This is a genomic window from Myroides marinus, from assembly GCF_900109075.1.
Lineage (GTDB): Bacteria > Bacteroidota > Bacteroidia > Flavobacteriales > Flavobacteriaceae > Flavobacterium > Flavobacterium marinum_A.
The window spans coordinates 21,569-33,878 of record NZ_FNYS01000024.1 but is presented as its reverse complement, the minus strand read 5'-3'; the positions used below and the strand labels follow the sequence as shown (position 1 = coordinate 33,878).

Here is a 12,310-nt window from a genome sequence, read left to right as displayed (position 1 = left end):
TATGTATCACAGATCTATAAAGTGAAGAGGGACTTCTATAAAGTAAAAAGCCAATACATCAGATTGTTGTATTGGCTTTTTTAGTTATAAAGTAGGATGAAAAAGTTCTAATTTATTCTAGGTTTCCGATCATCAATTTAGGATCTACCCATTTGTCGAAATCTTCAGGTGTAACATACCCTAAACGCACAGCTTCTTCTTTTAGAGTTGTGCCATTAGCGTGAGCTGTTTGAGCAATCTCAGCTGATTTGTAATACCCTATTTTTGTATTTAAGGCTGTAACAAGCATTAGTGAATTATCTAATAATTCTTTTATGCGCTTATCATTAGCTTCTATTCCTTGAGCACAATGTTCGTCAAATGAAATACATGCTTCACCTAGTAATCTCGCTGACTGTAAGAAGTTAGCAGCCATAACTGGTTTAAATACGTTTAATTCAAAGTGACCTTGTGTTCCTGCAAATGAGATTGTAGTATCATTCCCAATAACTTGAGCAACTACCATTGTTAGTGCTTCACACTGTGTAGGGTTAACTTTACCTGGCATAATAGAAGAACCAGGTTCATTAGCAGGTATAATTAATTCACCTATTCCTGAACGTGGTCCGGATGCTAGTAAGCGAATATCATTGGCAATTTTATATAAAGAAACAGCTAGTTGCTTTAAAGCTCCATGAGTTTCGACAATAGCATCATGTGCAGCAAGAGCTTCGAATTTATTAGGTGCAGTTACAAATGGAAGGTTTGTGAACTTAGCAATGTATTCTGCTACTTTCACATCATATCCTTTAGGTGTATTTAATCCTGTACCTACCGCGGTACCACCTAGTGCTAATTCTGAAAGATGAGGTAAAGTATGGTTTAATGCTTTTAGTCCATAATCAAGTTGTGCTACATACCCAGATATTTCTTGTCCAAGTGTAAGAGGAGTAGCATCCATAAGGTGTGTACGTCCAATCTTAACTACGTCTTTTAGATCTTTTGCCTTTTTGTCCAAAGTGTTTCTCAATTGAGTAACACCAGGGATTGTATATTCAACAATAGCTTTATAAGCAGCTATATGCATAGCTGTAGGATAAGTATCGTTAGAAGATTGTGATTTATTTACATCATCATTTGCTTTTAAGACAGGCTCTCCTTCTCCGATTTGAAGCCCTGCTAATACCTGAGCACGATTAGCGATAACTTCATTTACATTCATATTAGATTGAGTTCCCGAACCAGTTTGCCAAATAACTAATGGAAAGTGTTCATTAAGTTTTCCTGCTAGTATTTCGTCGCATACTTGTGAGATATAATCTCTTTTCTCTGTAGATAAGACATTTAGGTCTGCATTGGTAAAAGCAGCAGCTTTTTTTAGATAAGCAAAAGCTTCTATGATTTCGTGAGGCATAGATGCCTCAGGACCTATTTTAAAGTTGTTTTTAGAGCGTTCAGTTTGTGCTCCCCAGTATTTGTCTTGTGCAACTTTTATCTCTCCTATGGTGTCTTTTTCTATTCTATAGTCCATTGTTGTTTTATTTAGAATGATTATACTATAAAGATAAGGTAAATTATTTAGTTTGATTCTAAAGAAAGATTAAAAATTATTATCAGTTAGGTAGAAACGAGAAAAGTGAGTATATTTACGGCGTATATACAAAATATTAATCCGGAGAAAATATGTTTGAATTTCAACAGTATTTAGGTTTCATTGTTGCCATGACTGTAATTACCATGGCATTTTGGCTTTTAATATTCTTAGTTGGTTTTGCATCTTACTGGGCAGTAGGTGGAGCTAGAGAATTATTAAAAGAAAAGAAAGCTAATAGACAGCAATTAGAAGACAATCAGATCTAGTATTTGGTTTAAGAAATAAAGAGTCATAATAATTATTATGACTCTTTTTTTATGCCCTTTTGTGAGGGTAGTATAGTATCGAAGGATTAGTTAAATAAAAAAGGGATGATCATTCGATCACCCCTTTCAACAAATAAATAATTTATAATAGTTTAGTAAAAGTTGCAGTTTTAAATTACATCATTTCCATTTCTCCACCACCTTGTTCACCATCACCATTTCCTGGTTTTTGTTGTTTTTGTCTATTCATTTTAGACTGGTTAAAACGGTAAGTAAATGACAAATTGATTTGTCTTCCTCTCCATTGCATTTCACTGTGTGAAATAGATTGAGGAAGGTAAGTGTCAGATTCTCTTTTTCTAGAGTTAAATATATCACTTACGTTGAATGTAATAGTAGCTTTGTCTTTTAAGATATCTTTACTCAACGATGTGTTCGCTGATAAGTTTCCTTTTGCTCTTCCTTGAGATGTATCATAAGGAGCTCTATACATTCCATTTACTTGCCAATCAATTTTGTATGGCAATGTTATTTTAGAAGTAATTCTAGTGAACCAAGCATAAGTATTTTGATCAAAGTTTTCTTTTTCAACTGTTCCATCAAAATTAGTGAATGTGTAATCTCCATTTATTTCAGATCTATAGAAGTTGAAGTTACCATTAAGTTTCCACCATTTGAATGGAGTATAGTTTAATGTAAAGTCAAATCCATATCTGTATTCAGTAGCTAAGTTGATAGGTGAACTAACTGTAATAGGTGTTCCACTAGCATTAGTACCGGCAATTCTCTTTACGAATTGGAATGTATCATCTGTTTTGTTTAAGTAAGCCGAAGCACTTAACGTAAAGCCACTCCATCTTTTTAAGTATCCTAAATCGAAAGCATTTGTTTTAGCTGGATCAAGATTTGGGTTACCTTGGAAGAAGTTAATATCACTTGTATAGTTAGAGAACGGGTTTAAGAAATGTCCTCTAGGACGCATGATACGTTTACTATAACTAACGCTTAAGCTACTAGAATCATCTAACTCATAGTTTAAGAATAAACTAGGGAAGAAATCATCATATTTTTTATTATTAAAGTCTTTGCTTACTAATTGGTTTACATCAATATTACTTTTTTCCCAACGAAGTCCAACCATAAAGTTTAACTTATCAGTAATCTTATCTCCATATTGAGCATAGAAAGCATTTACTTGTTCTTTGTACTCTAAAATATTAGATACTTTAGTATTAGTTACCCATTGGTTACCTGTTAGGTTAGCAAGACTGAAGTTATTTGTTGTAGTTTTAAAAGTACCTAAATAACCAGCTTCAAAGTTTCCGTTTTTACCAATAGGTAAAGTATAATCTACCTTAACTAATCCGTTTTTATACTTGTCATTGTTGCTATTTCTTTCATAAGACATTTTGTTTAAGTGATCATTAATGTCTGAAATATTAGCCATATCATTACTTCTATCTTGAGAGATAGTTGCTTCAACAGTAAGTTTGTGATCTTCTTTTTTGAATTTCTTTTCAAAAGAAGTACTGTATTCAACACTGTTATAGTCTGACTTACGGTTTTCTATTCTATCTCTATTGTATTGTAGAACATAAGAAGGGTCATAGTATTGGTAATCAACTGTGTTATATGCTGATCCATTAGTTCTTCTAACAGTTACATTATTAGACCATGTTAATGAAGGTGTAAGGTAATAGTCTAATCCAAAAGTACCATCGTAGCTTTCTCTGTCTCTGTTATTGTCTTTGTATTCATTAATGAATTGAGTAGTATTACCTTTAGCGTCTAAGTATTGGTTGTTATTTCTTCCATACCCTTTTACTTTACCATCTCTATAAGATAAAGTAGTATAGAAGTTATATTTTTCTCCTCTGATATTTACGTTACCGCTTAAACCATAGTTACGAGGATCACCCACAGTAGCTGTTACGTTACCATTAATACCTTGAGCTTTACCTTTTTTAAGAACGATATTGATAATACCTGCTCCACCTTCTGCCTCATAACGAGCAGATGGATTAGTGATAACTTCTACTTTATCAATTGATTCAGCAGAAAGAATACGCATAGCTTCTTGAATATTATTAGCAAGACCAGTAGGCTTACCATCAATAAGTACTTTTACGTTCTCATTACCACGTAAACTAACGGCACCTTCGCTATCAACTGTAACAGATGGAACATTGTCTAGGACATCCCCAGCAGTACCACCTTTTACGATCATATCTTGTCCTACATTGTACACTTTTTTATCTAGTTTGATATCTACAGTTGATTTTTCTGCGATAACTAATACTTCATCAAGCATTTGGTTATCATCAGCAACTTTTTTAACACCTAGATTAGTGTCTCCATTTACTGCTACTTTGTGTAGTTCGATAGTTTTGTAACCAAGGAATTCTATTTTGATATAGTATGAACCATTAGGAACCTCAAAAGAGTAATGTCCTTTTGAGTCAGTCATACCACCTGAAACAATATTAGCATTGTTTTCATTTTGTGCGAATATACTAGCATATTCTAAAGGAAGATTTGTAGCAGTTTCTACTACAGTACCAGATACGATACTTTTTTTAGAGTTCTGCGCTAATGCTGTTATCCCAAACATTAAGGTTAACAGCATTAGGAGAACTTTTGTAGTTTTTAATCTTTTCATTATAGTCGTTAGTTTTATACCAATTAGACTATAATTTGTGGTGAAGGTTTAAAAAACAATAGTTAATAAATTGTTAATTTAATCTACAAGATTTCGTGTATTTTTTCTGTAGGTCTTGCAATAACAGCTTTAGGGCCATTAACTACAATAGGTCTTTCAATTAGCTTAGGGTTTAGTACCATTGCCTGAATAATCTCCTCGTCACTTAATGTATTACTCTCGAAAGTTTCTTTCCAGAAAGCATCTTTCGTACGAACTAAATCAATTGGATTGTAATTCAGTTTGCTAAGAATAGTTTTAACATCAGTTTCAGTAAGGTCAGCATCCAAATATTTTATAATTTTGTAAGCTACACCTTGTTCCTCCATGAAAGCTATGCTTTCACGAGATTTGCTACAACGCGGATTGTGATAAATTGTGATCATAAATAAGGAATTTTATACCAAATATAGTACATTTTTTGAAATATGGGAATTATTGAACAGTTATTGAGAATAAACAAAAATCAGAAACTTTGGTATTATTTACCTTTTTCGTTGTTTTTTTTAGGAATTATGTTCCTGAATTGGATTTATTTAAGATATTCAGCCGTATCTACTAATGAAATCATAAAAATGAATATCACAAAATATGGTAAAAATGTTAACTTCTTGATAACTATAGGACCACTTGTTTTTATGTTGATATTCCTAATTGGTTGGGTATTATTTGTTCACAAGCAAAGCTTACTAAGTCTTACTACCTCTAGGTCTACGGTTGATTGGAAGCGTTTTTTATTTTCTTTCGGACTGTGGAGTTTCGTTATTATAGGCTTTTTTATTTACGGATATCTAAAAGATCCACAAGACTACGTTTTGTCATTTAAACTAGGACCTTTTATCGTTTTCTTCATTTTTGCAGTCATATTAATTCCTTTACAGACTAGTTTTGAAGAGTATTTTATGCGCGGCTATTTAATGCAAGGAATAGGATTGGCTACTAGAAGTAGGGCAGTAGCTTTACTAAGTACTTCTATTATTTTCGGGTTAATGCATTTAGCCAACCCAGAAGTAGAGAAAGTAGGAGCAACTATTATGATATACTATATAGGTACTGGTTTATTCTTGGGGATTATTACGTTAATGGACGATGGTTTAGAATTAGCATTAGGATTTCATGCAGCTAATAATTTAGTAGGAGTACTATTAGTTACTTCGGACTGGACTGCTTTTCAAACTAATTCAATATTTACCAATATAAACTCAGATAGTGGTATTTCTCCTTGGGAATATATTGTACAAGTAGGGATTGTATTACCATTAATCATATTTGTATTTGCTAAGAAGTATGGTTGGAAGAACTGGAAACATCAACTATTAGGTAGAGTTAAATAATTATAGAGAAGATGGAATTGAATTATATACATCCTAGTTTTGAGCTTAACGGAGTTTCTTATTCAGTAGAAGAATTAGTGGCTGTAGCTCACGATTGGAGCACAGGTAAAGAGGAATATTTAGTTGATTTAGGGACTCTTATTTTACAGTGGTTTAATACTAATGATTATGTTAGTTTGACTACATCAGGTACTACAGGGCCTCCTAAGATTATTCAATTAAAGAAAGAAACTATGCTTTACTCTGCTAAAGCTACTGGAGCTTTCTTTGATGTACAGACAGGAAGTAATGCTCTACTGTGTATGTCTACTAAATTTGTTGGAGGTAAGCTAATGTTTATTCGCGCATTAATACTTGGATGGAAGCTTGATGTAATGGCTCCTACTGCCAGACCACTTGCAGATAATAGTAAAGTATATGACTTTGTAGCTATGGTACCAATGCAAGTAGAAAACTCCTTGGTTGAATTAGTGAATGTGAAGAAACTAATTATCGGCGGGGCTAAAGTGAATAAGAGTTTAGTAGAGAAGCTTCAGCTATTAGATACATTGGTATATGAAACTTATGGAATGACCGAGACGATTACACATATAGCTGCTAAATTAGTAGGTACAGATATATTTTCTGTACTACCACATGCGAATGTTAGTCAAGATGACAGAGGATGTTTAGTTATATCAGCACCAACAGTAAACCCAGACTTAGTAGTGACTAATGATTTAGTGGAAGTGATTAGTGATAAGGAGTTTAAGTGGTTAGGCAGAGTAGATAATGTTGTGAACAGTGGAGGTGTCAAACTTTTTCCTGAGCAAATAGAAGAAAAGTTGTCAAAGAGGATTCCTTATCGTTTCTTTGTATCGAGCAAAGAGGATGAGTATCTAGGAAATAAGTTAGTCTTAGTTATCGAGAACACACCTTATCAGTTACCTGAAGACTTGTTTGAAGACTTGGGAAAATACGAGAAACCTAAAGAGGTACAGTTCGTACAGAAGTTTGTAGAGACAGAGACAGGTAAGATCATTAGAAGAAAGAATATTCAGTAAAGTAGATTAATAACATGAAGAAGAATAGTGTAAGTAACATTATCCTTAGTTGGGTTGTAGCATGTCTAGTTTCTTTTGGAGGAACTGCTTATGCTAAGAAGATAATTAGAAGTGGAGATAGTTCTAATCTAATTACAAATGAGATGTTAGAGCGTATTTTAGAGAAAAATAGAATACACATAGGTGAAGGTAAAGTCGCTGATTACATCCCAGAGCTTAGTAAGGCTAATGCTAATGCAGTAGCGTTTTCTGTAGTAAAGCAGAATGGAGAAGTTGTTAATGTAGGTGATGTATCACAGAAATTTACAATTCAAAGTATTTCTAAAGTAATCGCATTGATGGTTGCAGTAGAAGAGTTAGGAGAGAAAGAAGTGTTCTCTAAAGCAGGTTATTATGGTACAGATAAGCCATTTAATCACTATGCTAATTTAGAGACAAAAGGAAAGCCATTAAACCCATTAATGAATGCAGGAGCGATACTTACTACTGCTTTATTAGGAGGAGAGAATGATGAGGCTTTTCAGAAGATATTAGGTATGGTTCGTTATATTACTAATAACGAAGCTATCGGATACAGTCATTCTGTATATATGTCTGAGAGAGAAACAGGACATAGAAACAGAGGTATATTTCACCTATTAAAGAACAATGGTTTAATCGAAGGAGAAGAGAATAGATTAGACAATTACTTTAAGCAATGTTCTATTGAAATTACAGCAGAAGATTTAGCTAAGATAGGTTATTTCTTTGCTAATCAATGTACACGTTTTGACGGGGATACTAAGTATAAGAATTCAGAAATGTCTAAGTTAGTACAGTCTCAGATGTTGATAGCAGGTATGTATGAGTTCAGTGGAGAGTATGCACGTACTGTAGGTCTACCTAGTAAGTCTGGTGTAGGAGGAGGTATCGTAGTATCTGTACCTAATAAGATAGGTATCGGAACATTTAGCCCAGGGTTAGATGCACAAGGTAACTCAGTAGTAGGATATCACATGATATTAGACTTAGTGAACGAACTTAACTTAAGCTTGTTTTAGTCTGTGAATAGAACAAGTGATATAGAGATAAAGAAAAAGCCAACTTATAAAGTTGGCTTTTTTTATGAATTATCTATTCGCTAATTCTTAGAATTGCTCTCTTCCTGAGAAGTGGAAAGCAGACTCGATAGCAGCGTTCTCGTCGCTGTCAGATCCGTGTACTGCGTTTTCACCGATAGATTTAGCATATCTTTTACGGATAGTACCTTCAGCAGCATCAGCTGGGTTAGTAGCTCCGATTAATTTTCTAAAATCTTCTACAGCGTTATCTTTTTCTAAGATAGCTGCTACGATTGGACCTCTAGACATGAATTCAACTAATTCTCCGTAGAAAGGTCTCTCACTGTGTACTTCGTAGAATTTTTGAGCGTCTCTTACAGTTAATTGAGTTAACTTCATTGAAACGATTTTAAATCCACCTTCAGTAATCATGTTGATGATTCCACCGATGTTACCTGCCTCTACAGCATCAGGTTTGATCATTGTAAAAGTTCTGTTCGTTGCCATTATTCTTGAATTTAATTTATTGCAAAAATAGTCTTTTAAGTCTTACAAAAGTGATAATATTTATAAAATAATATAGATTAAATCACTTTTATTTAGAAACAGGAATATCAAGTAATCTCTGAGCTAGTTCTATCATTTCTGGAGTACCCGTATGTTTTTTAGGCTCATCCGAAAGTTTAACAACATCAGTCCAGTATCCTCCTTCAGGAAGCGCCTGTGACATCTTGATTACAATATTCATGGCATCTAGACCTACATCATTTGTAAAGTCAGTACCAATGCCAAATGACATACCTATACGTCCTTTACAGTGCTTAGCGATACGTTCTACTTTCTCAGGGTTTAGTCCATCAGAGAATATAATAGTCTTCTGAGTAGGGTCGATATTTAATGATTTGTAATGAGCGATAACTTGATCAGCGAAGTCTAGTGGATCACCACTGTCATGTCTTACACCATCAAATAACTTAGCAAATTTCTTGTCAAATTGTTCAAAGAAAACTTTACTTGTATATGTATCTGTCAACGCTATTCCTAGATCACCTCTGTATGTATCTACCCAATGCTCTAATCCCATAGAGTTAGCCATCTTGAAGCCATACTTAGCAGCGTGGAACATAAACCATTCGTGAGCATGTGTACCAATAGGTTTAGTGTTATACTTCATCGCTAAGTGTACATTACTAGTACCGATGAAGCTACCATCACCATATTTTTTTAGTGTATCTACTACTAACTGATGCACTGCATAAGAATGTCTTCTACGCGTACCGAACTCCGCTATGGTGATACCTAATTCTTTATATTTCTCAATTTTCTTACGTGTATTCGCTATTACTTCATCAGAAGAATCTCTCTCTGAGTTCGTCATTCTGTAGTAAAGCTCACAGATTAATGACATCAATGGTACTTCCCATAAGATAGTTCTATACCAGTATCCTTTGATGTGCACTTCTAAGTCATGACCATCTTGAGAAATCTCTATTTCAGAAGGATCATAATGATATCCTTGAAGGAAATCTAAGTAAGTGGGATCTAAGTAAGGACAAGTCTTTTCTAAGAATATTTTCTCGGCTTTAGTTAGTTTTAGCTTAGCCATTTCGTCTACAGCAGCACGTAGTGCCTCTGCAAAACCAGGAGGGTATTTATGCTTACCTCTATTGATAAAGATGTAAGAAGCCTTAGCATAAGGGAATTGTTTAATAGCAGCGTACTGCATCGTAAACTTATAGAAATCGTTGTCTAATATAGACACGATCACTTGGTTAGTATTCGCTGTTTCCATAGTTTTTTTAGATTAAAATATCACTTTCTAAGTCAGACTTTTCTACGTCAAATTTGAAGTTGAGCTTTTGCATAAGTTCTAGTACTAGATTTTTATACCAATTCTCTGACTTAGGGTGAATATATATTTTTTCTATTAATTGTTCGACATCCACATGAATCTTAATGCCTTCGTTAACTTCTATATTTAACGGAGTAACATCTGTAATTATGCGAATCTCTTTTTCATATTGAAAACTTTTTCTTTTGAACAAGAAAGGGAAGAACTGATCTTCAAAGGGAATAAACTCCTTTTTATAATCGATATAGTTTACCTCACCGATGTATTGATCTACTCTCTGCTCCACATGTAGTGCTTTTTGTAATCGATCTACAGTAGATTGTATCGCTATACCCTCATTGTTCTTAGTGAATATCTGCCACATAGCGAATGACTCATACTCATTGATATGCCAACTGCTGATGACGATATTCTTTCTTTTTTGTTTATAGTAATGTAAGAAATCAGGATTGTTTTTACTTATCTTTTTGATTTCTTCAAAAGTAGGCTCACTAAACGTACCTTCATATTGATCTTCGAACTTGTCAGATCGAGACATAAATAGTTTGTTAGACAGTAATAAGTCTAAGAATTTAGACAAATCTAAGTACTTCCATACGATAGTTTCTGGATCAGTAGGTAGCGTGATATTTTTACTGTCTTGATACATCTATTCTAACGATTGTAATGTAACTAATTTAGAGTATGTACCATTTAATTGGATTAACTCCTCATGTGTTCCTTGTTCTACGATAACACCTTTTTGCATTACTACGATTAAGTCTGCTTTTTGGATAGTAGATAGACGGTGAGCGATGACTATAGATGTTCTGTTTTTCATCATATTGTCTAGAGCTACCTGTACTAATTTTTCGCTTTCTGTATCTAGTGCAGATGTAGCCTCATCTAATATCATAATAGGAGGATTCTTTAGTACTGCACGAGCGATAGATAGACGTTGCTTTTGACCACCAGATAGTTTATTACCAGCATCCCCGATATTCGTATCTATACCATTAGGTAAGTCTTTAACGAACTCATAAGCATTTGCTATTTTTAGAGCATTGATGATTTGTTCATCAGTAGCATCTTGATTACCTAATTTAAGGTTGTTTTTAATCGTGTCGTTAAACAGGATACTATCTTGAGTCACTAGTCCGATTAAACCTCTTAGATCATCTAGCTTTACGTCTCTGATATCTTGATTATCTATTTTGATCACACCTTCGTTGATATCCCAGAATCTAGTCAATAGATTAGCGATAGTACTCTTACCACTACCAGATTGTCCTACTAAGGCTACAGTTTTTCCTTTAGGTACAGTAAGGTTGAAGTCTTTTAGTACATATTCATCTTCGTATTTAAATGAAATATTCTCTACAACTATTTCTTTTTCGAAGTCCGCTTTAGCGATAGCATTTTCTTTACTTACGATAGGGTTTTCTTCTTCTAATACCTGTAGTACACGTTCAGCAGCAGCATTACCACGTTTAAGAGAGTAAGAAGCTTTAGACATCGCCTTAGCAGGCGTAAGGATATTATAAGCCATACCGATGTATGCTATAAACGAAGCACTAGTTAAAGTTCCTTCTCCTAGTACTAGGTGACCACCATATACTAATAACACAGCAATAGTCACAATACCTAAAAACTCACTTAGTGGAGAAGAAAGGTTCTGACGGTTAAGAATTTTATTGTTTAAGTCGTAGAATGACATTGTAGAATCTTGAAACTTATCATTAAATGTCTTCTCAGAGTTAAAACTCTTGATCACCTTTAATCCTGATAAAGACTCTTCTATGATAGATAAGAAATATCCTTGCTCTTCAGAAGCTTTCTGAGAACTTTTCTTTAATGATTTACCAACTTTAGAAATGATAATCCCTGATATAGGAACGAATATAAATACGAATATCGTCAATTCAGTACTGATTCCAAACATAACTACAATAGTAAACACGATAGTTAACGGCTCTCTAACTAGTACCTCTAAGATAGATAAGAATGAGTGTTGTATCTCTAATACATCAGAAGTAATTCTAGAGATAATATCTCCTTTTCTTTTTTCAGAGAAGAATGATAGAGGTAATTCTAAAGACTTTTTGAACATTGCATTACGAATGTCTTTAAGTACCCCGTTACGCAAGAATGTAATGAAGTACATCGCCCAATAGTTAAACAAGTTCTTAAGTAAGAACAATGAGATAATAAGTGCAGCCATTACCATCAACGTATTCTGAGCACCGTGCTCATCTGAATACATCGTGATGAAGTAAGACATATATTGTTCTAAATAATCTTTGGCAGATGTTATTCCTTGATAAACTGGCTTTTCAGTTATTTTTTCACCAGTGTGAAAAAGTACTGTAAGCATTGGAATCAATGCTACAAATGACAATGCACTAAACAGGGCATATAGGATATTAAAAAAAATGTTTAGATACGCATAAGACTTGTATGGCTTAGCGAAGTATATTATTTTCTTGAAATATTCGTTCATATTTTATTAAATGTAAAAAGCAAAA

Annotated in this window: 11 protein-coding genes; 4 read left to right on the top strand and 7 right to left on the bottom strand. The window is 33.8% G+C overall.

Features of this window, described 5'->3' with window-relative positions; genetic code table 11:
* Positions 1-112: 112 nt before the first annotated feature.
* Positions 113-1,510 (bottom strand): class II fumarate hydratase, encoded by a 1,398-nt coding sequence (gene fumC / locus BMX53_RS16535; protein ID WP_074747725.1) that lies wholly within the window; start codon positions 1,508-1,510, stop codon positions 113-115.
* Positions 1,511-1,662: 152 nt separating this feature from the next.
* On the opposite strand from fumC, the gene BMX53_RS19150 reads away from it, so the two are divergent.
* Entirely contained in the window at positions 1,663-1,839 is a 177-nt protein-coding gene (locus BMX53_RS19150) for a hypothetical protein (RefSeq protein WP_164071946.1), read from the top strand.
* 175 nt (positions 1,840-2,014) lie between these two features.
* Here BMX53_RS19150 and BMX53_RS16530 read toward each other — a convergent pair whose 3' ends face one another.
* A complete protein-coding gene (locus BMX53_RS16530) occupies positions 2,015-4,498 on the bottom strand; it encodes a TonB-dependent receptor (protein ID WP_038984653.1) in 2,484 nt (827 codons plus the stop codon).
* An 83-nt stretch (positions 4,499-4,581) separates the two neighbouring features.
* Positions 4,582-4,923, bottom strand: a complete 342-nt coding sequence (gene arsC, locus BMX53_RS16525; protein ID WP_063176770.1) for an arsenate reductase (glutaredoxin) — start codon at positions 4,921-4,923, stop codon at positions 4,582-4,584.
* Positions 4,924-4,965: 42 nt separating this feature from the next.
* Here arsC and BMX53_RS16520 point away from each other — a divergent pair, with 42 nt between their 5' ends.
* Genes BMX53_RS16520 through glsA form a run of 3 tightly spaced genes read left to right on the top strand, consistent with a single transcriptional unit; the run spans position 4,966 to position 7,954 of the window.
* A complete protein-coding gene (locus BMX53_RS16520) occupies positions 4,966-5,871 on the top strand; it encodes a CPBP family intramembrane glutamic endopeptidase (RefSeq protein ID WP_074747722.1) in 906 nt (301 codons plus the stop codon).
* An 11-nt stretch (positions 5,872-5,882) separates the two neighbouring features.
* Positions 5,883-6,914 carry an AMP-binding protein gene (locus BMX53_RS16515; RefSeq protein WP_074747719.1) on the top strand — a complete coding sequence of 344 codons (1,032 nt, stop codon included), beginning with the start codon at positions 5,883-5,885 and terminating at the stop codon, positions 6,912-6,914.
* Between the two features lie 14 nt (positions 6,915-6,928).
* A complete protein-coding gene (glsA, locus tag BMX53_RS16510; protein ID WP_063176773.1) occupies positions 6,929-7,954 on the top strand; it encodes a glutaminase A in 1,026 nt (341 codons plus the stop codon).
* An 87-nt stretch (positions 7,955-8,041) separates the two neighbouring features.
* On the opposite strand, the gene BMX53_RS16505 is transcribed toward glsA, so the two are convergent.
* The 4 genes from BMX53_RS16505 to BMX53_RS16490 all read right to left on the bottom strand — a co-directional run bounded on the left by BMX53_RS16505 (position 8,042) and on the right by BMX53_RS16490 (position 12,285).
* On the bottom strand, positions 8,042-8,461 hold the full coding sequence (locus BMX53_RS16505; RefSeq protein WP_038984657.1) for a nucleoside-diphosphate kinase: 420 nt from the start codon (positions 8,459-8,461) through the stop codon (positions 8,042-8,044).
* Positions 8,462-8,549: 88 nt separating this feature from the next.
* Positions 8,550-9,746 (bottom strand): nicotinate phosphoribosyltransferase, encoded by a 1,197-nt coding sequence (gene pncB / locus BMX53_RS16500; RefSeq protein ID WP_063176774.1) that lies wholly within the window; start codon positions 9,744-9,746, stop codon positions 8,550-8,552.
* 7 nt (positions 9,747-9,753) lie between these two features.
* Entirely contained in the window at positions 9,754-10,455 is a 702-nt protein-coding gene (locus BMX53_RS16495; protein ID WP_038984662.1) for a DUF2971 domain-containing protein, read from the bottom strand.
* A complete protein-coding gene (locus tag BMX53_RS16490; protein ID WP_063176775.1) occupies positions 10,456-12,285 on the bottom strand; it encodes an ABC transporter ATP-binding protein in 1,830 nt (609 codons plus the stop codon).
* Positions 12,286-12,310 lie beyond the last annotated feature (25 nt).